The following is a 26,914-nucleotide window of genomic DNA, read 5'->3' as shown; positions in this document are numbered from 1 at the left end:
CATCATTTTTATCAGGATAACCTATCTTTTTAGCTTTCATTTACCACCAGTAGGGCCCTTGGGGAGCTTTGATGCCTTCCACACCGATGCTGATGGAGCTGCTTTCATTGAATTTGAAGTTAATCATTCCGCCAATCCGGTCAGGCGCAAAATTAGGCAGTGGGTAGTAGTAGGGCGAACGCTTCGGCATGAGTGATTTGTTGCCATACGCATACAGGCTGATTCGTTCGTTCACCTTAAAGGCTGCAATACCGGCAATGCCCACGTTCCGGTAATTGATACCTCCCCAGTTGAAATTGCTGGCATACAGTCCGCCTGCCACGCTGAGACGTTTGTTCAGGGGAACGGCATACAGGAAGGCTGCATCCTGTCCGAATCCTACGCCGGAAGGCGCATATTTGCTGGGGCTGAACGTGACGTTCATGCCGATGGAGGCATTGAATCCTTTATGCAGCTCCCATGTGGTATAGCTGAAGGGAGTGATGCCATACATGTCGAAGGGAGAATATAGATAATGTGATTGTACGGGTGCGGGCAGAGGTACACTGAGGGTATCCTGCGGCAACAGATTCTCCGTGTGCAGGGGAGCGGCAGAAACGGAGTCGGCCGGAAGAGACTTTTTGTTTTCGGTCTGTGCAAAGACGAGAACCGGACAAAACAGTATTCCTATCAAGATACAGTGTTTCATTGCTTTCTGTTTTTTTAGGTTGCCTCAAAAATACAAAAAAAGTGCCTTGCATTTCTCGGGATTATCTCTTTTTAGGTTTGGTTTAAAGATTATTTGGACAAATGGGAGGGAACCTATGAAAAAAGGCCATCCCTGTAAAGGAATGACCTTGTATTTCTGTCAAAAAGAGATTGTGTCAGTCGAATAGACTTCTGAACTTCTTGAAGATTTTTTCTTTCAGACTCATGTTCGGCTTGAAGTTCTCGGCTTCCTGCCATTTTTCGAGTGCCTGACGTTCTTCTTTGGTCAGTGTTTCCGGAATGTAGACACTGACATTGACCAGCAAGTCGCCTGTTCCCGTATTATATCCGTAGCTGTTGATGTTCGGCAAACCTTTGCCCCGCAGGCGGAGTACCTTGCCTGGCTGTGTGCCCGGCTCTATCTTGATTTTGGCTTTTCCGTCGATGGTCGGGATTTCTACCGTACCTCCCAGAGCTGCAGTCGGAACGCTCAGTAGCAGGTTGTAAATCAGGTCACTCTCGTCGCGAATCAGTTCCGGATGCTTTTCTTCTTCAATCAAGACCAGCAGGTCGCCCGGCACTCCGTTGTGTTTTCCGGCATTGCCTTTCCCATTGATAGTTACCTGCATGCCTTCAGCCACTCCGGCAGGAATCTTTACGGTGACTACTTCTTCACCGTACACGATACCTTCGCCGCCACATTCCTTACACTTGTTCTTGATGATTTTTCCTTCACCTCCACATTGCGGACATACGGTCTGGGTCTGCATCATACCGAAAATACTCTGTTGTGTGCGGGTCACGCTACCTGTTCCGTGGCAGGTAGGACAGGTTTCCGTGCCTCCGTCGCCTTCGGCACCCGTACCGTGGCAGTGACTGCATTGCACGTATTTTTTCAGTTTGAACTTCTTTTCTACGCCTGTAGAGATTTCTTTTAATGTCAGTTTGACTTTTACCCGCAGGTCGGAACCACGGAACTTACGCTGGCGTGGCTGGCTGCTTCCGCCAAATCCGCTGCTGAATCCGCCGAAACCTCCGTGTCCACCAAAAATATCGCCGAACATAGAGAAGATATCGTCCATGGACATGCCTTGGCCACTGAATCCGCCGAATCCGCTTCCGCCTCCGGCTGCACCGTCTACCCCTGCAAAACCAAACTGGTCATAACGTGCACGTTTGTCGGCATTGCTCAACACTTCGTAGGCTTCTGCTGCTTCCTTGAATTTCTCTTCCGCCTCCTTGTCGCCCGGATTGCGGTCCGGGTGATACTGGATGGCTTTCTTTCGATACGCTTTCTTTATTTCATCTGCCGTGGCCGTTTTGGCAACTCCAAGCACTTCATAATAATCTCTTTTCGCCATGACTCTACCTGTTTATTATTGGGCAACCACCACTTTGGCGTGACGGATGACTTTCTCGTTCAACTTGTATCCTGTTTGTACGCAGTCCAGCACCTTTCCTTTCTGGTCTTCGCTGGAAGCCGGCACCAATGCGATGGCTTCGTGGAAATCGGTGTCGAAGTCCTGACCGACAGGCTCCATCTTTTCCAAGCCTTCCTGATGCAGGTTTTTCAGGAACTTCTGGTAAATCAGTTCCACCCCGTCGTAAATGGCCTTCACGTCTTCTGCTTTCTGCATGTTCTGCAGTGCACGTTCCAAATCGTCCAGAATCGGCAGCACGGCATTGATGGCCTTTTCACCACCGTTCTTGATAAGTTCAGCCTTTTCCTTGATGGTACGTTTCCGGAAATTATCGAATTCTGCAGACAGGCGCAGGTATTTGTCTTTCTGCTCGTCGATTACTTTCTGAGCTTCTTCCAATTCCTTTTCCAACTTTTCTTCTGCAGTGAGTTCTTTCTTTTCTTCCCCTTCTTTCTGGGTTTCTTGCGTTTCCGCTTCTTGAGATTCAGCGGCAGCCTGCGCGTTTTCGGCAGTGTTCTGCTGTTGGTTCTTCAATTCTTCTTCCACGTTTGGGTTTTGATTTTTGTTACTCATATCTTAAAGGTTTTTATTTCAGTTGAATGTTTTTGCTTTTTCACCAGCAAATTCTGTGCCTCAATACGGTCCTTGTGCGGATTGGCCGCAAAAATAATAAAAAACTGCCACACTGACATGGAAAAAGATAAGTTTCAGCTTCTGCCTTTCCTTTTTCCATTTCATCTTCCCGAAAGGTCGGTTCAACCTTCGATTTGTCTGTTTCACACTTTTATGTATCTTTTAGAAGGGGTGAGGAATTAATTTTGCTACCATCATCAATCAACACTCAAGAAAATGTTTAAGAAAATAGTCCGTTTTTCAATTCGCAAAAAACTCTTTGTCGCCCTGACGACACTGTTTTTAATGATAGGGGGCATCTATTCCATGCTGACATTGCCCATTGATGCCGTGCCCGATATCACCAATAATCAGGTGCAGATTGTCACGGTGTCGCCCACATTGGCGCCTCAGGAGGTGGAACAGCTGATTACGTTCCCGATAGAGGTGGCCATGAGCAACATCATGAATGTACAGGAAATCCGTTCGGTGTCCCGCTTCGGCTTGTCGCTGGTGACGGTCGTGTTCAAGGAAAGCGTGCCCACACTGGATGCCCGTCAGTTGGTAAATGAGCAGATACAGACCGTGGCTGGAGAGATTCCCTCCAATTTGGGGGTACCGGAAATGATGCCTATCACTACCGGGTTGGGCGAAATCTATCAGTATGTGCTGAAGGTGGCTCCCGGGTATGAAAAGAAGTACGATGCCATGGAGCTGCGTACCATCCAGGATTGGATTGTGAAACGCCAGCTTTCAGGTATCCCGGGCATTGTGGAAATCAACAGTTTCGGAGGTTACCTGAAACAGTATGAGGTGGCCGTCGACCCGGATGCCTTGTATTCGTTGAACATCACCATCAGTGATGTGTTCGAGGCCCTGAGCCGCAACAACCAGAATACTGGAGGAAGTTATATAGAAAAGGTGGACCGGGCGTATTACATCCGCTCGGAAGGTATGATTTCCGACTTGAAAGACATTGAACAGATTGTCGTGACCAACCGGGGCGGGATTCCCGTGCATGTGAGCGACATCGGAAAAGTACGCTATGGCGCTCCCAAGCGTTTCGGAGCCATGACCAAGGATGGAGAAGGTGAGTGCGTGGGAGGTATCGCCATGATGCTGAAAGGTGCCAACGCCAACGTGGTGACCCAGGAACTGGAGAAGCGGGTGGCCAAGGTACAGAAGATGTTGCCCGAGGGTATCAGCGTAGAACCCTACCTGAACCGTTCGGAACTGGTGAACCGGAATATCTCGACCGTTATCCGTAACCTGGTGGAAGGAGCCATTATCGTGTTCCTCGTATTGATTGTGTTCCTGGGAAATGTACGTGCCGGACTGATTGTGGCGTCCGTCATTCCCTTGGCCATGCTCTTTGCCTTTATCCTGATGCGGGTATTCGGTGTGTCGGCCAATCTGATGAGTTTGGGAGCCATCGACTTTGGTATCGTGGTAGACGGTTCCATCGTGATACTGGAAGGTATTCTGGCACACATCTATGGCAAGAAATGGATGGGCCGCACGCTGAGCAAGCAGGAGATGAATGAGGAAGTGGAAAAAGGTGCCGGCAATGTGGTGCGGAGTGCGACGTTTGCCGTACTGATTATTCTGATTGTGTTCTTCCCGATATTGACCTTGACAGGAATTGAAGGCAAGTACTTCACTCCGATGGCCAAGACCCTGGTGTTCTGCATCATCGGTGCCCTGTTGCTGTCGCTCACTTATGTGCCGATGATGGCTTCGCTTTTCCTGAAACGTACCGTGGCTGTCAAGCCGACCTTGGCCGACCGTTTCTTTGAGAAGTTGAACCGCGTGTATCATCGGATTTTGAATTTCTGTCTGGCTCATGTGTGGGGTACCTTGGCTTCAGCCTTTACCTTATTAATATTATCCTTCTTGTTGTTCACCCGGTTGGGAGCCGAATTTATTCCGACACTCGATGAAGGCGACTTCGCCATGCAGATGACGCTTCCGGCAGGTAGTTCACTGAGCCGCAGTATCGAGGTGTCGCTTGCAGCCGAGAAGAAACTGAAGGAGGATTTCCCGGAAATCAAGCACGTAGTCGCCAAAATCGGTACGGCCGAAGTGCCGACCGACCCGATGGCCGTAGAGGATGCCGACGTGATGATTGTGATGAAGCCGTTCAGTGAATGGACTTCGGCCAGCAGCCGCGCGGAGATGGTGGAGAAGATGAAAAAGTCGCTGGAATCGGTGAAAGGAGCCGAGTTCAATTTCAGCCAGCCCATCCAGTTGCGTTTCAATGAGTTGATGACAGGAGCCAAAGCCGATATTGCCATCAAACTGTATGGAGAAGATATGGCCGAACTCTATGCCAAGGCCAAAGAGGCGGCCAAGTATGTAGAACAGGTGCCTGGGGCAGCCGATGTGCTGGTAGAGCAGGCTATGGGACTTCCGCAGTTGCTGGTGAAATACGACCGTGCCAAGATTGCCCGCTACGGCATCGACATTGAGGAACTGAATACGATTATCCGTACGGCCTATGCCGGAGAGGTTGCCGGAGTGGTCTTTGAAAACGAACGCCGTTTCGACCTCGTATTGCGTCTGGACAAGGATAAGGTGAAAGACCTGAACATCGACAAACTGTTTGTCCGCACGAGCGAAGGCATTCAGATACCGGTCAGCGAAGTGGCCAGCATCGACCTGGAGAACGGGCCGTTGCAGATTAACCGCGATGCTACCAAACGACGGATTGTCATCGGTGTCAATGTGCGCGATGCCGACATCCAGCAGGTAGTGGAACAGATACGTACTTCACTGGAGAAAAATGTCAAGCTGAAACCCGGTTATTACTGGGAATACGGCGGACAGTTTGAAAACCTGCAGAATGCCGTACGCACGTTGAGCATTGTGATTCCGATTGCCCTGATGCTGATACTTTTGCTGTTGTTTTTCGCATTTAGAAGCGTAATTTATTCGTTAGTTGTTTTTTCTACCGTACCTTTGTCTCTGATTGGAGGTATCGTAGCCTTGTGGTTGCGTGGACTTCCGTTCAGTATCTCGGCCGGTGTGGGATTTATCGCCCTGTTTGGTGTGGCCGTGCTGAATGGTATCTTGATGATCAATCATTTTAATGATTTGCGAAAAGAAAAAACTTATACTATGTGTACGAATCGAATCATTGCAAAAGGATGTCCTCATCTGTTGAGACCGGTGTTCCTGACCGGACTGGTGGCTTCACTGGGCTTTGTGCCCATGGCGGTAGCTACCTCGGCGGGAGCCGAAGTACAGCGCCCGCTGGCGACCGTAGTGATTGGTGGACTGATTGTGTCTACCGTGCTGACCTTGATTGTCATTCCGGTGTTCTACCGGCTGGTAAATGTCATTGCCCATTTGTGGGGACGGAAAAGACACCGTGCTCGGTTGGGCCGAAAAGTCGGGATGACCTGTCTGTTACTGCTGCTGGCCGCATCCGTTTCGGCTGTGACTCCGGTTTCCCAGAAAGCGATTTCGTTGGATGAGGCCTTGGAAATAGCCTTGCAGAATCATCCACGATTGAAGATGGCCAATGCGGAAATCGAACGGAGCCGGGCAGCCCGTGGAGAAGTGTGGGATGGGGGCAATACTTCGTTCAGCTACTCCTGGGGGCAGTTGAACGGGGAATACCGGAAAGATAACGAACTGTCGGTAGAACAGTCGCTTGGTTCCTTGCTGACTCCTTTTTATAAGAATGCCTTGGTCAATGCACAGGTGACCACAGGCAGTAACTACCGCGACATGGTGAAGAAAGAAATTGTGGCCGAAGTGAAACGGGCGTGGGTGTACTATCAATATGCTCTCCATTTGTATCGTTTGTATGGAGAGCAGGAGGAGCTAGCCCTGAAGCTGCGTGAAAGCGGGGAACTGCGTTATCAGCAGGGAGATATTGACCAGACACAACGGAACATGATTGCCACGCTGGCAGCGGATCTTCACACCCGCAGCCTGCAGGCGCGGGAGGAAGTGGAGCTGGCTTCCCGTCGTTTTGCGTGGGCCTGCTATGCCGGTGCGCCAGTAGTGCCCAATGACAGTTCGCTGGCCGTACTTCCGCTCTCTTTGCAGGACCGTACGCTTTCGGCAGCCCATCTGAACTATTTTGCCAGCCAGGTGCAGGAAAAGAAATCGGAACTCCGCATTGAACGCAGCAAGTTTTTCCCGGAGTTCTCACTGGGGTATGTGCGTCAGAAAATCGCTCCGCTGAACGGACTGAACTCATGGATGGTGGGCGTGTCTTTCCCCATTCTGTTCTTCCCCCAGCGCAGCCGCAGCAAGCAGGCCAAGGTGAACTTGCAGATTGCAGAATGGCAGGCCGAGCAGAACCGGGTACAGTTGAACAACCAGGTGGAAGAGCTTTACCGTCGTGCCCGTCAGCAGCAGGAGAGTCTGGATTATTATTCCAAGGCTGCTCTGAAAGAGGCAGAAGCCTTGCAGGAAAGTGCCCTGCTGAAGTTCAAGGAAAGTGAAATCAATATCACGGACTTCGTGCAGAGCCTGAACGCTTCACGCGACATCCGCCGGAGTTACATTGAAACGGTATATGCCTATAACGTATCCGTACTGGAAATCGAATTATACACTGAATAAAAAATAAAAAGCATAACAAGATGAAACAGATACTTTTTTTCTCAGCCTTATGGTGTGCACTGGCTTTCACGGCTTGCGGGGGAGGTGCATCCGAACAAACAACCGATGAAGCAGCCGGCACACAGTCGGCACAGGCCGACAGTCTTTCAGCCTCGGCCGACAGCGTGGAAGTGGACGGGGTTTCTGGAGCGACCCAAGTGGCCAATGCACCGTCTTTCAACGGTATCCTGATGGTACCTCCGCAGCGGCATGCCACCATTACCTTGAGCATGGGAGGCGCCGTACACAGTGTGGCTTTCCTTCCGGGCAGCTACGTACAGAAAAACCAAGTAATTCTGACATTGGAAAATCCGGACTTCATCGCCTTGCAGCAGACCTGGCTGGATGCAGCCGCACAAGTGGAATTCCTGGAAAAAGAATATCTCCGCCAGAAGAACCTGGCTTCGCACGAGGCCGCTTCACAGAAACAGATGCAGCAGAGCAAGTCGGACTATCTCTCCATGAAGAGCCGGCTGGATGCGGCGGCTGCCCAGTTGCAGATTCTGGGTATGGATACCCGTCATTTGCAGACGCAGGGCATTCATCCTTATTTGGAGATAAAAGCTCCGCTGAGCGGATATGTGACGAATATGAACGTCAATCTGGGAAAATATTTCAATGTGGGTGAACCTGTGTGTGACGTGATTGACAAGCAGGCGCTGATGTTGCAGCTGACTGCTTACGAGAAAGATTTGGACGATTTGAAGGTGGGCGACCAGATTGAGTTCCGTGTGAATGGCATGGGTGATAAAACGTTTGAAGCCGTGTTGGTTTCCATCGACCAGATGGTGGACAGCACCAACCGCTCCATCAAGGTGTATGCCCGTGTGTTGCATCCGCTGAAAGATTTCCGTCCCGGAATGTATGTATCAGCCCGTAAGGCTCCCCAAAAATCTTGATTCTGACGCATGAAGCGAATCGTGAACAATAAATATCTGCTGGTAGTGAATGCCATCGCCATCATGGTGGCATTCCTTACGCATTTCCCGGAACTGATTACCTTGTCGAATCCGTATTCGGCCGACGGGCTTTCGTTTCCGGGTATGCACTGGGCAGATGTGGGCAATGAGGTGCTGTTTACGTATGTTTCCTTGTTGTTGCTTTTCTTCCTGAACGAGGCCGTGTTCCATTTCAACAGTGACATGGTTTCCATCGGGTGGAAGAAGATGCTCTGCGCGTTTGTGCTCACGTGGATTGCGAGCAATCTGCTTGGAAAGTTTTTCGTCTACTTGCACCTGCATTTCGACATTCCGGCCATCGATGCCATGCTTCACCATTACCTCCATCCGCTGCGCGATTTCCTGATTACCTGCATTGTGACGGGAAGCTGTTATTTCTTCTACCAGAACCGGAAAAGCCGCAAGATGCTGCTCGAAAACCAGCAGTTGCGCACGGAAAACATCATCAACCAGTACGAGGCCCTGAAGAGCCAGCTGAATCCGCACATGTTGTTCAATTCGCTGAACACCTTGTATCTGCTCATTCGCGAATCGCCCGACAAGGCCCGTCATTACCTGGAGGAGCTGTCGAAGGTGATGCGCTATACTTTGCAGGACAATGAGTCACATTCCGTAACTCTGCGGGAGGAAATGGAATTTGTGAAATCATATATGTATCTGCTGCAGGTGCGTTACGAAGAGAATCTGCAGTTTGACATCCGGATTTCGCCGGAGCTGCTTTCCCGCAAGCTGCCTCCCATGGCCCTCCAGCTGCTGATAGAGAATGCCGTGAAGCACAACGAAATCAGTAACCGCCGTCCGCTGACGGTGCTGGTAAAGGCGGAAGGCGACACGGTGGAGGTGAGCAACCCGTTGCAACCCAAGCGGGGTGGGACGGCCGGAATGGGAATCGGTCTGGCCAACCTGGCCAAACGTTACCAGTTGCTGTATAAAAAAGAGGTTTCCGTACAGGAAGAGAACAACCGTTTTACTGTGATTTTGCCTTTGATTTGAAATGAAAACACTGATTATAGAAGATGAGAAAGCAGCTTTGCGCAACCTGAAGGCCGTGATGCAGGAAGTAGACACCGATTTTGAAATCGTCGGGGAGGTGGACAGCATTTTCGACGGAGTGGAATGGTTTCGTACGCATCCCATGCCGGAGCTGGTGTTTATGGACATCCATTTGGCCGACGGCTCAGCCTTCGACATCTGTGCACAGGTGGACATCACCTGTCCGATTATCTTTACCACGGCCTACGATGAATATGCATTGCGGGCGTTCAAGGTGAACAGCGTGGCCTATCTGCTCAAGCCCATCAGCCGTACTGACTTGCAGGAGGCCATGCACAAGCTGGAACTGTTGGGCGGACAGCCGAAGGCGGAGAAACAGCCCGACCTGTCGGAGATTCTCCGGAGCCTGAAAAAGGAGGAGAGTTACAAGACCCATTTCCTGGTGCCGGTGAAGGGCGACAAGTTCCTGCCGGTATCGGTCGAGTCCATCCAGTATTTCTATATCTCCAACGGGCTGGTCAAGGCTGTCGACGGAGACGGGAAGGAGTTTGTATTCTCGCAGTCGCTCGACGAGCTGGCCGAACTGCTCAACCCGCACGATTTCTTCCGGGCCAACCGCCAGTTTATCGTATCGCGGAAGGCCGTGTCCGACATCAGCCTGTGGTTCAACGGACGGCTGGCCATCAACCTGAAAGTGCCGGTGCCCGAGAAAATCATCATCAGCAAGGCCAAGGCTTCGGAACTGAAGGACTGGTTCTAAACGGAAAGGGAGAAACGCTTCGTGGTTTTTCCCTTTATTTTTTCGGTGGAAATCCGTATCTTTGCCGCATAATTCAAAAAAAGGTAGAAAAAACAGATGATAACAGTTTCAAATGTAGCCGTTCAATTTGGTAAAAGAGTGTTGTATAACGACGTGAACCTGAAGTTCACGAATGGTAATATCTATGGCATCATCGGAGCCAACGGTGCCGGTAAGTCCACGTTCCTGAAAGTGATTTCGGGTGAGCTGGACCCTACTAAGGGAAGTGTCACGCTGGGACCGGGCGAGCGCCTTTCGGTGTTGAGCCAGGACCACTTCAAGTTTGATGCCCATACGGTGCTCGATACCGTGCTGATGGGACACACCGTGTTGTGGGACATCATGAAGCAGCGCGAGGCCCTGTATGCCAAGGAAGACTTTACCGATGAAGACGGTATCAAGGCAGCCGAACTGGAAGAAAAGTTTGCCGAACTGGAAGGCTGGAATGCCGAGAGCGATGCGGCCATCCTGCTGAGCGGTCTGGGCATCAAGGAAGACAAGCATAACACGCTGATGGGTGATTTGAGTGGTAAGGAAAAGGTGCGCGTGATGCTGGCACAGGCGCTTTTCGGAAATCCGGACAACCTGTTGCTCGACGAGCCGACCAACGACCTGGATATGGATACGGTGACCTGGCTCGAAGAATACCTTTCCAACTTTGAGCATACCGTGCTGGTGGTGAGTCACGACCGTCACTTCCTCGACTCGGTATGTACGCATACGGTCGACATCGACTTCGGCAAGGTGAACCTCTTTGCCGGTAACTATAGCTTCTGGTACGAATCCAGCCAGCTGGCTCTCCGTCAGCAGCAGAACCAGAAGGCCAAGGCGGAAGAAAAGCGCAAGGAACTGGAAGAATTTATCCGTCGTTTCTCTGCCAACGTAGCGAAGTCCAAGCAGACTACCAGCCGTAAGAAGATGCTGGAGAAACTGACGGTCGACGAAATCAAGCCGTCGTCACGCAAGTATCCGGGCATCATCTTTACGATGGACCGCGAACCGGGCAACCAGATTCTGGAGGTGTCGGGTCTGCGTGCCGAAACGGAAGAGGGTACGGTGCTCTTCAACGACGTGAACTTCACGGTGGAGAAGGGCGACAAGATTGTGTTCCTGAGCCGCGACCCGCGTGCCATGACGGCCCTGTTCGAGATTATCAACGGCAACCGCAAGGCGCAGGCCGGACATTATAACTGGGGGGTAACCATCACCACGGCTTACCTGCCATTGGACAACACTGATTATTTCAACTGCGACCTGAACCTGGTGGACTGGCTGAGTCAGTACGGTCAGGGCAATGAGGTGGAAATGAAAGGCTACCTGGGACGTATGCTGTTCTCCGGCGAAGAAGTGATGAAGAAAGTCAGCGTGCTTTCGGGAGGAGAAAAGATGCGTTGTATGATTGCCCGCATGCAGCTGCGCAATGCCAACTGTCTGATTCTGGATACTCCGACCAACCACCTGGACTTGGAATCCATTCAGGCGTTCAACAACAACCTGAAGATTTACAAGGGAAATGTGCTCTTCTCTTCACACGACCATGAGTTCATCGAAACCGTGGCCAACCGTATCATCGAGCTGACTCCGAACGGTATCATCGACAAGATGATGGATTACGACGAGTACATCTCATCCGACCATATCAAGGAGATGCGTGCCCGTATGTACGGCGATAAATAAGATGCAAAAAAACGCCTTTGCGTTTGGAGGAAAACGTAAGTACGTTTTATCCGAAACGCAAGGACGTTTTACTTGAAACGCAAGTACGTTTTTGTGGAAACGCACTTGCGTTTTTTTCTGTCCTCAAAAATCTTCTTATTTCGTCAGAAATTCCCCGCCGAACGACAACGGGAGCAGGTCTTTCGTACCGTCTACCTCGTAAATCGCTTTCTCGCCATACAGCAGGATGCGCATGGGCTGACGGTAGCGTTGCTCCGTTTCCAGCAATACCTGGCGGCAGGCTCCGCAGGGAGGAATCGGCGTGTCAAGGTAGCCGGCTTCGTTGCGGGCAGCAATGGCCAGTGTCAGTACCGCCTGGTCGGGATACTGGGAATTGGCATAGAACAGTGTGGTGCGTTCGGCGCACAGGCCGGAAGGATAGGCGGCGTTTTCCTGATTCGTTCCCGTGACGATAATCCCGTTTTTCAGCAGGGCGGCGGCACCGACCGAGAATTTGGAGTAGGGAGCGTAACTGCGCGAGGTGGCCTCTTTGGCCTTGTCAATCAGCTTGCGGTCTTGCGGGGCAAGTTCTTCGTATTGCAAAGAGTGGATACAGATTTCCAGTTTAATTTCTTTCATGGCGGTTGTTTTTGTGGTTGGGTAATAAACAAATATACGCAAAAAATCGGTTTTCCTTCTGCTTTTCTGTATTTTTAAGCATTTACCCGTAAGGCTTCTGTACCGAATCGCTTATCTTTGTGCAAAACCATAAAAGAAGAACTGCATGAAATCATTAAGATATATCTTGGTGTGCTGCTTGGCAGGGATGGTACTATCTTTGGGAGCGGCCCAGCGGCGGAACAAGGCATACGAGGATTACATCCGGCAGTATCACAAGATTGCCGTGGAAGAGATGAAGCGTTACCACATCCCAGCCAGTATCACGCTGGCGCAGGGATTGCTGGAGTCGGGGGCCGGACGGAGTGAACTGGCCCGCAAATCGAATAACCATTTCGGCATCAAGTGCGGACGGAGCTGGGACGGGCGTACGGTGCGTGCCGATGACGATGCGCCCAACGAATGTTTCCGGGCTTACCGTCATGCCAAGGATTCTTATCGCGACCATTCCAAGTTCCTGCGTACCGGAGCACGGTACGCTTCTTTGTTCCGTCTGAAGATTACGGACTACAAGGGATGGGCCCGCGGACTGAAAAAGGCGGGTTATGCTACCGACCCGCGTTATGCCGACCGCCTGATTAATATCATCGAACTGTATGACCTGGACCGTTACGACAGCAAGAAGGGACTGGAGTGGGCCGAGGAGTTCCCCAATCCGCATCAGCCGTATCTGGCCAACGACATGGTGTACATCATCGCCCGTCGGGGAGATACGTTCAAGTCGCTTTCGGATGAGCTGGGCATCAGCAAGAAGAAACTCCGCACTTACAATGAACTGCCGAAAGATTATGAGTTTACGGGAGGTGAAGTGGTATACCTGGAGAAGAAACGCCGTCGGGCTACGAAGGAATACATCGTTTACGTGGTACGTCAGGGCGACTCCATGTATTCTATCTCACAGAAGTTCGGCATCCGCCTGAAGAACCTGTACAAACTGAATAAGATGGAACCGGATGCTCCGGCTCCGAAGGTGGGCGACATTCTGCGGCTGCGCTGACCGGTCTATTCGTGGTGATAGGGGCCGTTGTTCAGAATGGTCATGGCCCGGTAAAGCTGTTCCACGAAGATGAGCCGTATCATCTGGTGTGAGAAGGTCATCTTGGACAGGGAAATCTTTTCCTGGGCTGCCTGATAGACTGCCGGAGAGAATCCGTAAGGCCCGCCGATGATGAATACCAGCCGCTTGTTTACCGTATGCATTTTCCGTTCTATCCAGTTGGCGAACTCGATGGAGCGGAATTCTTTTCCATGCTCGTCAAGAAGTACCACCACATCGCCCGGCTGAAGGGCTTTCAGGATGGCTTCGCCTTCTTTTTCTTTCTGCTGGTCCATGCTGAGGCTCTTGGTGTTCTTGAGTTCGGGAATCACTTCCATGTCGAACGAAATGTAGTGCTTGGTACGTTCCACGTAGTCGCTGATGGCTGTGATGTAATGCTTTTCGACCGTCCGGCCGACCACAAGTAGGGTAAATTTCATATCTTTTTTACTTTGATTAAAACGGGTTGTCTTTGCAAAGATATGAATAATAATTACCTTTGCTACATGAAATATCACCTAATATTTTGAACAAAATGGACGAAAAAATTGTAAAGGATTTGATTGACCGTCTGATTGACCTCTCTTTTGCAGAGGATATAGGCGACGGAGACCATACTACATTGTCGTGTATCCCGGCAGATGCCATGGGAAAGTCGAAACTGCTGATCAAGGAAGAAGGAATCCTGGCCGGCATTGAAGTGGCCAAGGAAGTGTTTCATCGTTTCGACCCCGACATGAAGGTGACCGTATTCATGCAAGACGGTACGCACGTGAAACCGGGGGATGTGCCGATGGTAGTGGAAGGCAAGGTGCAGTCTTTGTTGCAGACCGAACGCCTGATGCTGAACATCATGCAGCGCATGAGCGGTATCGCAACCATGACCCACAAGTATGTGGAACGCCTGAAAGGGACAAAGACCCGTGTGCTCGATACGCGTAAGACGACTCCGGGCATGCGTATTCTGGAGAAAATGGCGGTGAAAATCGGTGGGGGTGTGAACCATCGTATCGGTCTGTTCGACATGATTCTGCTGAAAGACAATCATGTGGATTTCGCAGGAGGCATCGACAAGGCCATCACGCGGGCCAAGGAATACTGCAAGGAAAAAGGCAAGGACCTGAAGATTGAAATCGAGGTACGTAACTTCGACGAGTTGCAGCAGGTGCTCGACCTGGGTGGAGTTGACCGTATCATGCTCGACAATTTCACACCGGAGAATACCCGCAAGGCTGTGGAAATGGTGGGTGGACGTGTGGAACTGGAATCTTCCGGCGGTATCACGTTTGACACGCTACGCGACTATGCGGAATGTGGAGTGGATTACATCTCCGTGGGTGCATTGACCCATTCTGTGAAAGGTCTCGACATGAGCTTCAAGGCTTGTTGAGACGGACGAAAGGAGAGGCTTGCCGCTTGTAACAAAAGAACAATCAACTAAAATAGAGAAGAGTGATGAAAAAAAGTGTTTTATGGAAAAGTGTGCTGGTGCTGGCATTGTGTCTGGCCGGAACAGCCAATGGAATGGCACAAGACCTGAAGTCGATTCTTTCGGGTGTGGTAGGTGCGGTGACCAATAAGGTGACAGGTGAAAGCAGTTCGCTGACCGGAACCTGGGCTTATTCCGGCCCCGACTGCAAGTTTGAAAGCGATAACCTGCTGGCCAAGGCCGGTGGTGAAGTAGCAGCCAAGAAAGTGGAAGAAAAGATGAGCGGCGTATTGGAAAAACTGGGCTTCAAGGAAGGAGCTACTTATACTTTCAATGAAGACAGTACCTACACTTCCGTGGTCGGTGGAAAGACTGTGAACGGAACTTACAGCTACAATGCCGATACCAAGGAATTGACCATGAAGACGCGTCTGGGACTGAAGGTGAACGCTACGGTGTCCAAAGGATTGACAGGCAATACGATGAGTTTGCTCTTCAAGGCCGACAAGCTGATGTCGCTGGCGCAGACCATTACCGGTGCAGTGGCAAGCAAGTCGTCTAATTCGGCTGTCAGCACAGCTACCTCTTTGCTGAACCAGTATGACGGACTGCAATTGGGAGTGGAGTTGAAGAAACAGTAATTTTGTTTTGTATATCTTAGGAAAGAAGCATGGATGCGGAGAGAATTTCTCTCGGAATCCATGCTTCTTTTTTTGTTTTCAGATGCATCCCTTGCTGGAGGGAATCTCAAAATGATGGATGTCGCGCCGGACGGCCATCTTGATGCTGCGGGCAAGCGCCTTGAAAATCCCCTCAATCTTGTGGTGTTCGTTGGTGCCTTCTGCCTTGATGTGAAGGTTCATGCGGGCTGAGTCACTCAGCGACTTGAAGAAATGGAGGAACATCTCGGTGGGCACGTCGCCAATCTTTTCGCGGGTGAAGGTGGCATCCCACACCAGCCAGGGGCGTCCGCCGAAGTCGAGTGCCACCATGCACAGACAGTCGTCCATGGGCAGGCAGTAACCGTAGCGTTCGATGCCCCGCTTGCTTCCAAGGGCCTGATACAGACATTCTCCCAAAGCGATGGCCGTGTCTTCAATGGTGTGGTGCTCGTCTACGTGCAAGTCACCGTCCACGTGGATATCGAGGTCGATGCCGCCATGCTTGCCAATCTGCTCCAGCATGTGGTCGAAGAAACCCAGTCCCGTGTCAATGTGGCAGGTGCCGTTGCCGTCCAGGTTGAGGCGGATGCGGATATCGGTTTCCTTGGTCTTCCGGCACACTTCTGCCGTCCGTTCGCCGGCAAAGAGGAACTCCGCCACGCGGTCCCAGTCGGTAGTGGCCAGCACGCAGGTAGCCTCCAGTCCGCTGCCAGCCAATATACTTTTATCCGGTTGCAGCAGGATGGCCTTGCAGCCCAGGTTCTGTGCCAGCTGTACATCCGTCGCCCGGTCACCGATGACAAAACTGCCCGGCAGGTCATAGTCCGGATTGTGCAGGTAAGCCGTCAGCATGCCCGTGCGGGGCTTGCGCGTAGGTGCATTGTCTTCCGGAAAGCTCCGGTCAATCAAAATATTGTCGAACTCGATGCCCTCGTTCTTGAACGACTGGAGCATCAGGTTGTGTACGGGCCAGAAAGTCTCTTCCGGGAAAGAAGGCGTGCCCAGTCCGTCCTGATTGGTCACCATGACCAGCTCAAAATCCAGTTTCTGCCGGATGAAATACAGGTTGCGGAACACTTTGGGGTAAAACTCCAGCTTTTCGAAAGCATCCAGCTGGTAATCTACGGGCGGTTCGATGACGAGGGTTCCGTCGCGGTCGATGAACAAGACTTTCTTTTTCATGCTTCCTCCTCCTTGTAGTTTTTCAGGGCCTCCAGCAGCGCATCGTTCTCCGGCCGCGTACCGATGGTGATGCGCAGGCAGTTGTGGCACAGGGCCACGTTGCTCCGGTTGCGGACGATGATGCCTCTGTCTACCAGGTAGTCGTAGATTTTCTTGGCATTGCTCACCCGGGTGAGGAAGAAATTCGCGTCGGTGGGGTAGATGTGCTCGCAGCACGGCATTTTCTCAAATTCGGTCATCAGACGGGTACGTTCCTTCAGCAACGAACCTACCCATTGCTGCACCTGATAATGCTTTTCAATCATCCGGATGGCTTCCTGCTGTGTCAGCCGGTTCACATTGTAAGGATATTTGATTTTGTTCAGCAGGTCGATGATTTCCTTGGAAGCGAACGCCATGCCCAGACGGATGGCCGCACAGCCCCACGCCTTCGAGAAGGTCTGCAGGATAATCAGGTTCGGAAAGTCGTCGAGCTGTTGCAGGAACGACGGCTGGTCGGAGAAATCCGCATACGCCTCGTCCACGATGACCAGTCCTTCGAACTGCCGGAGAAGGGTCAGAATCTCTTCCCGGCACAGGTTGTTGCCCGTCGGGTTGTTGGGAGAGCAGAGGAAAATCAGTTTGGTGTGCTCGTCGGCAGCCGCCAGCAGGTCGGCAGCCTTGAACTGGAAATTCGCGTCAAGCTGTACCTTTCGGTACTCCACGTCGTTGATATCGGCACAGACCTGATACATGCCGTAGGTAGGCTCGATGGCCACCACGTTGTCGATGCCCGGACGGCAGAACGCCCGGAAAGGAAGGTCGATGGCCTCGTCGCTGCCGTTGCCCAGGAAGATATGCTCGGGCGATACCTTCTTGATACGCCCGATCAGCCCCTTCAGTTCCCGTTGCAGCGGGTCCGGGTACCGGTTGTTGGGCGTGTTATAAGGATTTTCGTTGGCATCCAGAAATACCGATGCCTCTTTCCCGCTATATTCGTCGCGTGCCGAAGAATAAGGCTTCAAGGCCCAGATGTTCGGCCGCGTAAGTTCTTTCAATGGTTTCATGATTCTTTCTTTAAACGTACGGAGATTGCATTTTTGTGGCCGTCCAGCTGCTCGTTGGCCGCCATCACCTCAATGGCCGGGCCAATCATGGCGATGCCTTCGGGCGTGATTTCCTGGAACGTGATTTTGCGGATGAAGCTGTCCAGACTCACCCCGCTGTACGCCTTTGCATAGCCGTTGGTCGGCAGCGTGTGGTTGGTGCCCGAAGCATAGTCGCCCGCACTTTCCGGCGAATAATATCCCAGGAATACCGAGCCCGCATTGACAATCCGTTCGCTGACTTTCAGGTAGTCTTTGGTTTCGATAATCAGGTGTTCCGGCGCATACTCGTTGACCATGGCCACTGCCTCGTCCATGTCCTTCACCAGAATCAGTTTGCTGGCCGCCAGTGAGCGGCTGGCGATTTCCTTGCGTGGCAGTTGTGCCAGCTGGCGCTCCACTTCCTTCATGGTAGCTATCAGCAGCGGCTCGCTGGTCGTAATCAGGAGGGCCTGACTGTCTGTGCCGTGTTCCGCCTGTGAAAGTAAGTCGGCTGCCACGAAGACCGGATTGGCGGTTTCATCGGCCAGTACCGCCACTTCCGACGGACCTGCCGGCATGTCGATGGCCACGTCGCGCAGGGAAACCTGCTGTTTGGCCGCCGTGACATACTGGTTGCCCGGACCGAATATCTTATATACTTTCGGGATGCTTTCCGTGCCGTAAGCCATGGCCCCGATAGCCTGTACGCCCCCCGCCTTGAAGATACGGCTGATGCCCGCCAGTTTGGCCGCATACAGGATGGCCGGATGAATCTTTCCTTCCTTGTCGGGCGGGGTACAGAGAATGATTTCCTTGCAGCCCGCAATCTGTGCCGGAGTGGCCAGCATCAGCACGGTCGAGAAGAGAGGAGCCGTTCCGCCGGGAATGTACAGTCCCACCTTCTCAATGGGCACCGCCTTCTGCCAGCAAGTGACGCCCGGCAGGGTGGTAATCTTTTTCCCTTGGAACACCTGTGCCGCGTGGAACGTGTGGATGTTCTTGTAGGCCAGTGTGATGGCCGCCTTCAGTTCGATGCTGACCTTCTTTTCCGCTTCGGCGATTTCCGCTTCGCTCACCTGCAGGGAGTCCAGCCGTACCTTGTCGAATTTTTCTTCATACTCCCGCACGGCCTTGTCGCCTTCAAACTTGATGCGGTTCAATATTTCGAGTACCGTCTCCCGCAGCGATTCCGTCTGGAGAGTAGGCCGTTTCAGCAAGTCGGCCCATGTACTTTTCTCAGGATAAGTAATGATGTTCATAGTAGCATTTGGTGTGAAATGATTCAACGGTTAAAGTATCATTTTCTCGATGGGGAGTACCAGGATACCCTGTGCCCCGATGGCCTTCAGCTTGCCGATGATTTCCCAGAAACGTTTCTGGTCGATGACGGTGTGGATGCTGCTCCATCCCTCCGTGGCCAGCGGCATGATGGTGGGACTCTTGATACCCGGCAGTACCTCTACGATGTCATTCACCTTGTCGGTAGGCACGTTCATCAGCACATACTTCTTGTCTTCGGCTGTCTTCACGGCATCGATGCGGAACAACAGCTCCTGAAGGATTTCCTTTTTTTCTGCCGACAGGTTCTTGTTGCCGATAAGCAAAGCCTCGCTCTTCATCACCACTTCCACCTCTTTCAGGTTGTTGCTGATGAGGGTAGAGCCCGAGCTGACAATATCGAAGATGGCATCCGCCAGTCCGATGGCCGGAGATATTTCCACCGAGCCCGTGATGACATGGATGTCCGCCTCAATCTGCTGCTCGTTCAGGAAGTTCTTCAGGATGTGCGGGTAGGAAGTAGCAATCTTCTTGTGGTTGAACCACTGCAGCCCGTCGTATTCGGCTTCCTTATGGATGGCCAGCGAGAGACGGCATTTGCTGAATCCCAGCCGGTGCACGATTTCAGCTTCTTCGGCACGTTCCACGAACTCGTTTTCCCCCACGATACCCAGGTCGGCCACGCCGTTGGCCACACACTGCGGAATATCGTCGTCGCGCAGGAAGAGCACCTCCACGGGGAAGTTGGTAGATTGTGTCAGCAAGGTACGTTTGGAAGTAGACAGCTTGATGTCGGCTTCTGTGAACAGGGCCATTGTGTCTTCAAACAAACGCCCTTTGGATTGTACGGCAATTCTTAACATGTTGTTTTTCGGTTAAAGTGTCCAAATAAAAAAAGGCTTACCGGGATGATTCCTAACGGCAAGCCTTCTTTGTTATCTTATCTCTTTTCTGTAACTACACGCCTTCTCAGCCTACCGTGTGAACCGTTAGGAAATGATGATGGCGATGATGTACAGTGTTTAAAATCATATTTTCTTTCTTTTGTTGCGACAAAATTATAAGATAAGATTTGAAAAAGCAAATATTTATCAGGAAAAAGTCGGTTTTGCTGTCAGTTTTATAAATTCTCCACCTCTTTTTCCGTATAGCAGCCCTTGAAGCACATTTCCTTTTCCGCTTTTTCTTTCGAGAAGAGGTAATAGGTGCATACGGCCTTGGTGCAAAGCTGGTCGTGCTCGTCGAAGATACCCGCTTCGATGAACGCGAAGTGCCGTTTCACTTCTTTCAGCCGCGCCCTGAGCGTGAGATGCGAGTCGGTGGTATGCACCGGCTTCAGGTAGTGCGTTTCCATGCGGGAAGTCACTCCCGAAGTCTGCATCTTGCGGGCGATGACCCAGGCACAGATTTCATCAAGCATCGTGGCCTGTATGCCCCCGTGCAGGGTGTTCACCCAGCCCTGGAAGCGGGCCTCCGGTTTCCACAGGCACACAATCTCTTCTCCGTCCTCGTAGAACTCCATCTTCAGTCCGTCCTCGTTGTGGGGAGCACATCCGAAACAGAAGTATCCTTCTATTCCTTTCCAGGGATTGATAATCTTTTCCATGTGCGTCGAGGTTGGAAGGTTAGAGCGTATAGTCCACGCAGGCCCGGTTTTCCTTGGCCTCTTTCAGGATACCCGCCGCAGCCACGTGGGCCGGATGGATGGAATAGGCTTTTACGTCGTCGAGGGTGTCGAAACTGCTGTCCAGGCAGATGTCCCATGTCTCTGCCGCGTTCTCGTTCAGTCCCACATGGATGTCGCGGATAAAAGGAATGGTAGCCGGAAGGGCCTCGATAGCCGTTTTGAAACGGTGCATGATGTCAGCTTTTTCAGCCGCAGAAAGATTTTCTTTCAGTTTGAATAGAACAATGTGTTTGACCATGTTTGTTTGTTTTTATGATTTTCGTATTTTTGTGTATTGCAAATATAGAAATTAATTATTGAAACAAGTTATGATTATCATTGGAATTGCAGGAGGAACAGGCTCCGGGAAAACAACTGTGGTGCGACGGATTGTAGAAAGTCTGTCGGAAAATGAAGTGGCAGTGCTTCCGCTCGACTCATATTACAAGGACAGCAGCCATGTGCCCGTGGAAGAGCGGCAGAACATCAACTTCGACCATCCTTCTGCCTTCGACTGGGATTTGCTTTCGAAGCACGTGGATATGCTGCGCCGGGGCGAGGCCATCGAACAGCCCGTGTATTCCTACCTGACCTGTACCCGCCAGAAGGAGACCATTCATGTAGAGCCGCGCAAGGTGGTCATCATCGAAGGGATTCTGGCCCTGAGCGACCGTCGTCTCTGCAAGCAGATGGACCTGCGCATCTTTGTGGATGCCGACCCCGACGAACGTCTGATACGTGTTATCCAGCGGGATGTGATTGAACGCGGACGAACGGCGGAGGCCGTGATGGACCGTTACGTGCGGGTGCTGAAACCCATGCACCTGGAGTTCATCGAGCCGGCCAAGCGGATTGCCGACCTGATTGTCCCGCAGGGAGGACACAACGAAAAAGCCATTGAGATTCTGAAAATGTACATAGAAAAAATCGTCGACCGATGAAAACCTGGATTGGATGTCTGGTAGGGGTGATGGTGCTGCTGCTCTTTTCCTGTCAGCCGGAAAAGAAGACGGAGGAGGTGGCGGTCGACTTGCCGCAGATACTGGAGAAGAAAGAGCTGGTGGTGCTCACGGTCAACAGTTCCGTGTCGTACTTCAACTACCGCGGCGAACCCATGGGATTCCAGTACGAACTGGCCCAGCAGTTTGCCAAGTCGCTCGGCGTGTCCCTGAAGGTAAAGGTGGTGAAAGACGAAGAAGGGCTGGTGGACAGTCTGCTCAGTGGGGCAGGCGACCTGGTGGCCTATAACCTCATCATGACCAACGCCCTGAAAGACAGTCTGATTTATTGCGGGGAGGAAGACATCACCCGTCAGGTCATCGTGCAGCGGCGCGGAAAGGAAGCCCTGAAAGACGTGACGGAGCTGGTGGGGAAGAAAGTCTATGTCAATTCCGGGAAATACCGCACCCGGCTGGAGAACCTGAACCGGGAACTGGGAGGCGGCATCGACATCTGTGAGGTTTCTTCCGACAGCGTCTCGTCGGAAGACCTGATTACGTGGGTGGCGGAGGGCCGTATCGACTATACGGTGGCCACCGACGAAATCGCCAAAATCAACCGAACCTATTATCCGGTGCTGGACATCAAGCTGGCTATCAGCTTCGACCAGCGTTCATCGTGGGCCGTGCGCAAGACTTCGCCCCAGCTGGCCGCCGCAGCCGACAAGTGGCACCGTGAGAACATCAACTCACCGGAGTTCCGGGCCAGTGCCCGCCGTTATTTCGAACTGGCCAAGCGTCCGTCGCACGGGTCCATCCTTTCCGTGAAAGACGGTAAGATTTCCCACTACGACGACCTGTTCCGTCGTTATGCCAAGGAAATCGGGTGGGACTGGCGCCTGCTGGCCTCGCTGGCCTATACGGAATCGAACTTCAATCCGAATGTGGTGTCGTGGGCCGGAGCCAAGGGACTGATGCAGCTCATGCCTGCCACCTCCCGTGTGATGGGGGTACCGCCCGGCAAGGAACAGGACCCGGAAGAGAGCATCAAGGCCGCCGTGAAATACATCGCCAACATGCAGCGCACGTTCAGTAAGGTAACCGACAAGGAAGAGCAGGCGAAGTTCATCCTGGCCGCCTACAACTGCGGGATAGGCCATGTGACCGATGCCATGGCCCTGGCCGAGAAGTATGGCCGCAACCGTTACCTGTGGGAGCACCACGTGGCCCATTACATGCTGCTCAAGAGCAACAAGGAATATTATCAGGACCCCGTCTGCAAGAACGGTTATCTCCGCGGCAGCGATACGTATGAGTTTGTGCGGGAGATTCTGGCGCGGACGGAGCTTTACAAACGGAAAATCAAGAAATAGGAGACGAGTTTAGGAACTTGTTCGGAAAGTGCCTGGAGGTTTTTGTGGAAACTTCAGGCACTTTTTTATGTTTCCCTGCCCGGAACCGTACGTTTCCCGTGGCGGAGCCGTATGTTTTTCGCGTGAAAACCGTACGTTTCTCTGCCGGAAAACGTAGAAAATTCTTTGAGGATGGGGTATCTTCGGCGGGAGGGCTGGGGAAAGATAAAAGTATCTCTATGATTTTTGCACGAAAGAAGCTCTTCTGTCGTTTTTCCGCCGATTTCTTTTATATAACTTTTTTTTCTTATAAATTTGCAGCCTAAATTTGGGAGGGTTCTTCCTGATAAACTAGATAATAGATAAAAAATCACATAACAATTATGAGTAAGAAGTTTACTGAATATTCGCAGCTCAACTTGTCGGAAATCAACAAGGAGGTGCTGAAAACATGGGATGAGAACGATGTGTTTTCCAAAAGTATGACGGAACGTGAGGGATGTCCTTCTTTCGTGTTTTACGAAGGTCCCCCTTCAGCCAACGGTATGCCGGGCATTCACCACGTGATGGCGCGTACGATTAAGGATACATTCTGCCGTTTCAAGACCATGAAGGGCTTCCAGGTAAAGCGTAAAGCCGGATGGGACACACACGGACTGCCGGTGGAACTGGGAGTCGAAAAGGCACTGGGCATCACCAAGGAGGATATCGGTAAAACGATTTCGGTGGCAGACTACAACAAGCACTGCCGCACGGATGTCATGAAGTTCACGAAAGAATGGACCGACCTTACACATAAGATGGGTTACTGGGTAGACCTGGACAACCCGTACATCACTTACGACAACCGCTACATTGAAACCTTGTGGTGGCTGTTGCAGCAGCTTTACAAGAAAGGCCTGCTCTACAAGGGTTACACCATCCAGCCGTATTCTCCGGCTGCCGGTACGGGATTGAGCTCGCACGAGCTGAACCAGCCGGGATGCTACCGCGACGTGAAAGACCTGACCGTGGTGGCTCAGTTCAAGATGAAGAACCCGAAACCGGAAATGGCGGAGTGGGGTACACCGTACTTCATCGCATGGACGACTACTCCGTGGACTTTGCCTTCAAATACGGCTCTCTGCGTGGGCCCGAAGATTGACTACGTGGCCGTACAGACATACAATTCATACAATGGCGAGAAGATGACGGTGGTACTGGCCAAACCGTTGCTGTATGCGCACTTCAACAAGAAGGCGGAAGGCTTGGCACTGGAAGACTACAAGCCGGGCGACAAGCTGGTTCCGTTCAAGGTGGTTGGTGAGTACAAGGGTACCGACCTCGTGGGTATGGAATACGAACAGCTCATTCCGTGGGTGAAACCGGTGGAAGTTGCCGAAGACGGCACATGGAAAGAGGCTGCCGACAAAGCGTTCCGCGTGATTCCGGGTGACTATGTGACCACGGAAGACGGTACGGGTATCGTACACATCGCGCCGACATTCGGTGCCGACGATGCCAACGTGGCACGTGCGGCGGGCATTCCTTCTTTGTTCATGATCAACAAAAAGGGTGAGACTCGTCCGATGGTCGACCTGACCGGTAAGTTCTATCTGATGGAGGAACTGGATGAGGCGTTCGTGAAGGAATGTGTGGATGTAGAGAAATATAAGGAATACGAAGGCCGCTGGGTGAAGAATGCTTACGACCCGCAGTTTACCGTCGACGGCAAATACGATGAGAAAGCTGCTCAGGCAGCCGAATCACTCGACGTGTATATCTGCATGATGCTGAAACAGCAGGGACTGGCGTTCAAGACCGAAAAGCATGTGCACAACTATCCGCACTGCTGGCGTACCGACAAACCGGTGTTGTATTATCCTCTGGACAGCTGGTTCATCCGTTCTACGGCTTGCAAGGAACGTATGATGGAGCTGAACAAGACCATCAACTGGAAACCGGAATCTACGGGTTCGGGCCGTTTCGGAAAATGGTTGGAAAACCTGAACGACTGGAACCTGAGCCGTTCGCGCTACTGGGGTACACCGCTGCCTATCTGGAGAAGCGAGGAAGGCGAGGAAATCTGCATCGGTTCAGTGAAAGAACTGTATAACGAAATTGAAAGATCGGTGGCTGCCGGTTTCATGACGGAAAATCCGTACAAGAAACTGGGATTCCAGCCGGGCGTATATAATAAGGAGAACTACGACAAGATTGACTTGCACCGTCCGTATGTAGACGATATCATCCTGGTATCTGCTTCGGGCAAGCCGATGAAGCGTGAGTCGGATTTGATTGACGTATGGTTCGATTCAGGTTCCATGCCGTATGCACAGCTGCACTATCCGTTTGAAAACAAGGAACTGATAGACTCTCGCAGCTACTATCCGGCTGACTTCATTGCGGAAGGGGTGGACCAGACACGTGGATGGTTCTTTACGCTGCATGCCATCGCTACGATGGTGTTCGACAGTGTGGCTTACAAGAACGTCATCTCCAATGGTCTGGTGCTCGACAAGAACGGCAACAAGATGTCGAAGCGTCTGGGCAATGCCGTCGACCCGTTCGGTGCCATCGAGAAATTCGGTTCCGACCCGTTGCGCTGGTACATGATTACCAACTCTTCTCCGTGGGACAACCTGAAGTTTGATACGGAAGGAGTGGATGAAGTACGCCGCAAGTTCTTCGGTACTTTGTACAATACGTATTCATTCTTCGCCTTGTATGCCAACGTGGATGGCTTTACCTACGCTGAAAAGGACGTGCCGATGAACGAACGTCCGGAAATCGACCGCTGGATTCTGTCGTTGCTGAACACGTTGATTAAGAACGTGGATGCTTGCTTCACGGATTACGAACCGACCAAGGCCGGACGTCTGATTACCGACTTTGTAAACGATAACTTGAGTAACTGGTACGTGCGTCTGAACCGTAAACGTTTCTGGGGCAGTGCCATGTCGACCGATAAGCTGTCTGCTTACCAGACACTTTACACTTGCTTGGAGACCGTGGCCAAACTGATGGCGCCGATTGCTCCGTTCTATGCCGACCGTCTGTATATGGACTTGATTGGCGTGACCGGACGCGACCAGGTGGTTTCCGTACACCTTGCCAAGTTCCCGGTAGCCGACGAAAGCCTGATCAATGCGGAACTGGAGGCTCGCATGCAGATGGCACAGGATGTCACTTCCATGGTGCTGGCTTTGCGCCGTAAGGTGAACATCAAGGTGCGTCAGCCGCTGCAGTGCATCATGATTCCGGTGGTAGATGAGGCACAGAAACAGCATATCGAGGCAGTGAAAGACCTGATTATGAACGAGGTGAACGTGAAGGAAATCAAGTTCGTGGACGGTGCGGCAGGAGTGCTGGTGAAGAAAGTGAAATGCGACTTCAAGAAGCTGGGCCCGAAATTCGGAAAACAGATGAAGGCCGTGGCTGCTGCCGTGGCAGGCATGTCGCAGGAAGCCATCGCCGAACTGGAGAAGAACGGAAGCTACACCTTCCAGCTGGAAGGCGGAGAGGCTGTAGTGGAAGCATCGGATGTGGAAATCTTCAGCGAGGACATCCCGGGCTGGCTGGTAGCCAATGAGGGCAAGCTGACCGTGGCACTGGAAGTGACTGTGACCGATGAACTGAAGCGCGAAGGTATCGCCCGCGAACTGGTGAACCGTATCCAGAACATCCGAAAGAACAGCGGGTTCGAGATTACCGACAAGATTGCGATTGTGTTGTCAAAAAATCCGAATACCGATGACGCGATAAATGAATATAATACTTATATTTGCAACCAAGTGCTGGCTAACTCATTGGTTCTGGCCGATGAAGTGGAAAACGGCACGGAAATTAGTTTTGATGACTTTTCGTTGTATGTCAATGTAACGAAATTGTAATATGAACTCA

22 protein-coding genes are annotated in these 26,914 nt (G+C 51.8%); 11 read left to right on the top strand and 11 right to left on the bottom strand.

The features are described 5' to 3' along the window. Window positions 1-40: 40 nt before the first annotated feature. The 3 genes from OIM59_RS09810 to OIM59_RS09800 form a co-directional block, all read right to left on the bottom strand. The gene (locus OIM59_RS09810) at window positions 41-688 is read right to left on the bottom strand and encodes a hypothetical protein (RefSeq protein ID WP_288352799.1); all 648 of its coding nucleotides are present in this window, start codon (window positions 686-688) and stop codon (window positions 41-43) included. 175 nt (window positions 689-863) lie between these two features. After that, window positions 864-2,048 carry a molecular chaperone DnaJ gene (dnaJ, locus tag OIM59_RS09805; protein WP_299168635.1) on the bottom strand — a complete coding sequence of 395 codons (1,185 nt, stop codon included), beginning with the start codon at window positions 2,046-2,048 and terminating at the stop codon, window positions 864-866. 15 nt (window positions 2,049-2,063) lie between these two features. Beyond that, complete coding sequence (locus tag OIM59_RS09800) at window positions 2,064-2,681, bottom strand: nucleotide exchange factor GrpE (RefSeq protein WP_303896448.1); 618 nt, start codon at window positions 2,679-2,681, stop codon at window positions 2,064-2,066. Window positions 2,682-2,957: 276 nt separating this feature from the next. Between OIM59_RS09800 and OIM59_RS09795 the strand changes: the two genes are divergently transcribed. The 5 genes from OIM59_RS09795 (at window position 2,958) to OIM59_RS09775 (ending at window position 11,765) form a co-directional block, all read left to right on the top strand. Next, the gene (locus OIM59_RS09795) at window positions 2,958-7,298 is read left to right on the top strand and encodes a CusA/CzcA family heavy metal efflux RND transporter (RefSeq protein ID WP_303896446.1); all 4,341 of its coding nucleotides are present in this window, start codon (window positions 2,958-2,960) and stop codon (window positions 7,296-7,298) included. Between the two features lie 20 nt (window positions 7,299-7,318). After that, window positions 7,319-8,236 carry an efflux RND transporter periplasmic adaptor subunit gene (locus OIM59_RS09790; protein ID WP_303896444.1) on the top strand — a complete coding sequence of 306 codons (918 nt, stop codon included), beginning with the start codon at window positions 7,319-7,321 and terminating at the stop codon, window positions 8,234-8,236. Between the two features lie 9 nt (window positions 8,237-8,245). Next, a complete protein-coding gene (locus OIM59_RS09785) occupies window positions 8,246-9,289 on the top strand; it encodes a sensor histidine kinase (protein ID WP_299168642.1) in 1,044 nt (347 codons plus the stop codon). Between the two features lies 1 nt (window position 9,290). Continuing rightward, complete coding sequence (locus OIM59_RS09780) at window positions 9,291-10,049, top strand: LytTR family DNA-binding domain-containing protein (protein ID WP_299168644.1); 759 nt, start codon at window positions 9,291-9,293, stop codon at window positions 10,047-10,049. A gap of 96 nt (window positions 10,050-10,145) precedes the next feature. Continuing rightward, window positions 10,146-11,765, top strand: coding sequence for an ABC-F family ATP-binding cassette domain-containing protein (locus tag OIM59_RS09775; RefSeq protein ID WP_072542092.1), 1,620 nt, complete (start codon window positions 10,146-10,148; stop codon window positions 11,763-11,765). 135 nt (window positions 11,766-11,900) lie between these two features. On the opposite strand, the gene OIM59_RS09770 is transcribed toward OIM59_RS09775, so the two are convergent. Continuing rightward, window positions 11,901-12,383: a cytidine deaminase gene (locus OIM59_RS09770; RefSeq protein ID WP_303896426.1), complete on the bottom strand. Its 483-nt coding sequence runs from the start codon at window positions 12,381-12,383 to the stop codon at window positions 11,901-11,903. A gap of 145 nt (window positions 12,384-12,528) precedes the next feature. Between OIM59_RS09770 and OIM59_RS09765 the strand changes: the two genes are divergently transcribed. Next, window positions 12,529-13,419 carry a glucosaminidase domain-containing protein gene (locus OIM59_RS09765; protein ID WP_303896424.1) on the top strand — a complete coding sequence of 297 codons (891 nt, stop codon included), beginning with the start codon at window positions 12,529-12,531 and terminating at the stop codon, window positions 13,417-13,419. Between the two features lie 5 nt (window positions 13,420-13,424). On the opposite strand, the gene rlmH is transcribed toward OIM59_RS09765, so the two are convergent. After that, the gene (gene rlmH, locus OIM59_RS09760) at window positions 13,425-13,898 is read right to left on the bottom strand and encodes a 23S rRNA (pseudouridine(1915)-N(3))-methyltransferase RlmH (protein ID WP_299168651.1); all 474 of its coding nucleotides are present in this window, start codon (window positions 13,896-13,898) and stop codon (window positions 13,425-13,427) included. A gap of 95 nt (window positions 13,899-13,993) precedes the next feature. On the opposite strand from rlmH, the gene nadC reads away from it, so the two are divergent. Together nadC and OIM59_RS09750 are read left to right on the top strand one after the other, a co-directional pair. Further along, window positions 13,994-14,848, top strand: coding sequence for a carboxylating nicotinate-nucleotide diphosphorylase (gene nadC / locus OIM59_RS09755; RefSeq protein WP_022353872.1), 855 nt, complete (start codon window positions 13,994-13,996; stop codon window positions 14,846-14,848). A 65-nt stretch (window positions 14,849-14,913) separates the two neighbouring features. Further along, window positions 14,914-15,528 carry a DUF4923 family protein gene (locus OIM59_RS09750; RefSeq protein ID WP_299168654.1) on the top strand — a complete coding sequence of 205 codons (615 nt, stop codon included), beginning with the start codon at window positions 14,914-14,916 and terminating at the stop codon, window positions 15,526-15,528. A 78-nt stretch (window positions 15,529-15,606) separates the two neighbouring features. On the opposite strand, the gene hisB is transcribed toward OIM59_RS09750, so the two are convergent. From hisB to OIM59_RS09720, 6 genes are all read right to left on the bottom strand, one after another. Further along, window positions 15,607-16,731, bottom strand: a complete 1,125-nt coding sequence (gene hisB, locus OIM59_RS09745) for a bifunctional histidinol-phosphatase/imidazoleglycerol-phosphate dehydratase HisB (RefSeq protein ID WP_303896422.1) — start codon at window positions 16,729-16,731, stop codon at window positions 15,607-15,609. Next, a complete protein-coding gene (gene hisC, locus OIM59_RS09740; protein WP_303896420.1) occupies window positions 16,728-17,777 on the bottom strand; it encodes a histidinol-phosphate transaminase in 1,050 nt (349 codons plus the stop codon). Before hisC ends, hisB begins: the two co-directional genes overlap by 4 nt. Further along, entirely contained in the window at window positions 17,774-19,057 is a 1,284-nt protein-coding gene (hisD, locus tag OIM59_RS09735) for a histidinol dehydrogenase (RefSeq protein WP_299168660.1), read from the bottom strand. The genes hisC and hisD overlap by 4 nt, the downstream gene beginning before the upstream one ends. Before the next feature lie 30 nt (window positions 19,058-19,087). Further along, complete coding sequence (gene hisG / locus OIM59_RS09730; protein WP_177864167.1) at window positions 19,088-19,939, bottom strand: ATP phosphoribosyltransferase; 852 nt, start codon at window positions 19,937-19,939, stop codon at window positions 19,088-19,090. Between the two features lie 257 nt (window positions 19,940-20,196). Then, the gene (locus OIM59_RS09725; RefSeq protein WP_177864169.1) at window positions 20,197-20,682 is read right to left on the bottom strand and encodes a PaaI family thioesterase; all 486 of its coding nucleotides are present in this window, start codon (window positions 20,680-20,682) and stop codon (window positions 20,197-20,199) included. Window positions 20,683-20,701: 19 nt separating this feature from the next. Further along, window positions 20,702-21,001 (bottom strand): Dabb family protein, encoded by a 300-nt coding sequence (locus OIM59_RS09720; RefSeq protein ID WP_299168666.1) that lies wholly within the window; start codon window positions 20,999-21,001, stop codon window positions 20,702-20,704. A 70-nt stretch (window positions 21,002-21,071) separates the two neighbouring features. Between OIM59_RS09720 and udk the strand changes: the two genes are divergently transcribed. From udk to ileS, 3 genes are all read left to right on the top strand, one after another. Continuing rightward, entirely contained in the window at window positions 21,072-21,683 is a 612-nt protein-coding gene (gene udk, locus OIM59_RS09715) for a uridine kinase (protein WP_072542102.1), read from the top strand. Then, window positions 21,680-23,053, top strand: coding sequence for a transglycosylase SLT domain-containing protein (locus tag OIM59_RS09710; protein ID WP_299168669.1), 1,374 nt, complete (start codon window positions 21,680-21,682; stop codon window positions 23,051-23,053). The genes udk and OIM59_RS09710 overlap by 4 nt, the downstream gene beginning before the upstream one ends. Before the next feature lie 362 nt (window positions 23,054-23,415). Further along, complete coding sequence (gene ileS, locus OIM59_RS09705; protein WP_299168671.1) at window positions 23,416-26,904, top strand: isoleucine--tRNA ligase; 3,489 nt, start codon at window positions 23,416-23,418, stop codon at window positions 26,902-26,904. The last annotated feature ends 10 nt before the right edge of the window (window positions 26,905-26,914 follow it).

Origin of the sequence: Bacteroides mediterraneensis (assembly GCF_025993685.1) — a bacterium.
Lineage (GTDB): Bacteria > Bacteroidota > Bacteroidia > Bacteroidales > Bacteroidaceae > Phocaeicola > Phocaeicola mediterraneensis_A.
This window is presented reverse-complemented; position numbering and strand designations above follow the sequence as displayed.

Bases quoted from the DNA above. Each gene is read 5' to 3' on its own strand.
- OIM59_RS09780 (WP_299168644.1), top strand. From the start codon at position 9,291: ATGAAAACACTGATTATAGAAGATGAGAAAGCAGCTTTGCGCAACCTG.
- rlmH (WP_299168651.1), bottom strand. From the start codon at position 13,898: ATGAAATTTACCCTACTTGTGGTCGGCCGGACGGTCGAAAAGCATTAC.
- OIM59_RS09720 (WP_299168666.1), bottom strand. From the start codon at position 21,001: ATGGTCAAACACATTGTTCTATTCAAACTGAAAGAAAATCTTTCTGCG.
- ileS (WP_299168671.1), top strand. From the start codon at position 23,416: ATGAGTAAGAAGTTTACTGAATATTCGCAGCTCAACTTGTCGGAAATC.
- hisB (WP_303896422.1), bottom strand. From the start codon at position 16,731: ATGAAAAAGAAAGTCTTGTTCATCGACCGCGACGGAACCCTCGTCATC.
- hisC (WP_303896420.1), bottom strand. From the start codon at position 17,777: ATGAAACCATTGAAAGAACTTACGCGGCCGAACATCTGGGCCTTGAAG.
- OIM59_RS09785 (WP_299168642.1), top strand. From the start codon at position 8,246: ATGAAGCGAATCGTGAACAATAAATATCTGCTGGTAGTGAATGCCATC.
- hisG (WP_177864167.1), bottom strand. From the start codon at position 19,939: ATGTTAAGAATTGCCGTACAATCCAAAGGGCGTTTGTTTGAAGACACA.
- OIM59_RS09750 (WP_299168654.1), top strand. From the start codon at position 14,914: ATGAAAAAAAGTGTTTTATGGAAAAGTGTGCTGGTGCTGGCATTGTGT.
- udk (WP_072542102.1), top strand. From the start codon at position 21,072: ATGATTATCATTGGAATTGCAGGAGGAACAGGCTCCGGGAAAACAACT.
- nadC (WP_022353872.1), top strand. From the start codon at position 13,994: ATGGACGAAAAAATTGTAAAGGATTTGATTGACCGTCTGATTGACCTC.
- OIM59_RS09775 (WP_072542092.1), top strand. From the start codon at position 10,146: ATGATAACAGTTTCAAATGTAGCCGTTCAATTTGGTAAAAGAGTGTTG.
- OIM59_RS09770 (WP_303896426.1), bottom strand. From the start codon at position 12,383: ATGAAAGAAATTAAACTGGAAATCTGTATCCACTCTTTGCAATACGAA.
- OIM59_RS09810 (WP_288352799.1), bottom strand. From the start codon at position 688: ATGAAACACTGTATCTTGATAGGAATACTGTTTTGTCCGGTTCTCGTC.
- dnaJ (WP_299168635.1), bottom strand. From the start codon at position 2,048: ATGGCGAAAAGAGATTATTATGAAGTGCTTGGAGTTGCCAAAACGGCC.
- OIM59_RS09725 (WP_177864169.1), bottom strand. From the start codon at position 20,682: ATGGAAAAGATTATCAATCCCTGGAAAGGAATAGAAGGATACTTCTGT.
- OIM59_RS09795 (WP_303896446.1), top strand. From the start codon at position 2,958: ATGTTTAAGAAAATAGTCCGTTTTTCAATTCGCAAAAAACTCTTTGTC.
- OIM59_RS09710 (WP_299168669.1), top strand. From the start codon at position 21,680: ATGAAAACCTGGATTGGATGTCTGGTAGGGGTGATGGTGCTGCTGCTC.
- hisD (WP_299168660.1), bottom strand. From the start codon at position 19,057: ATGAACATCATTACTTATCCTGAGAAAAGTACATGGGCCGACTTGCTG.
- OIM59_RS09790 (WP_303896444.1), top strand. From the start codon at position 7,319: ATGAAACAGATACTTTTTTTCTCAGCCTTATGGTGTGCACTGGCTTTC.
- OIM59_RS09765 (WP_303896424.1), top strand. From the start codon at position 12,529: ATGAAATCATTAAGATATATCTTGGTGTGCTGCTTGGCAGGGATGGTA.
- OIM59_RS09800 (WP_303896448.1), bottom strand. From the start codon at position 2,681: ATGAGTAACAAAAATCAAAACCCAAACGTGGAAGAAGAATTGAAGAAC.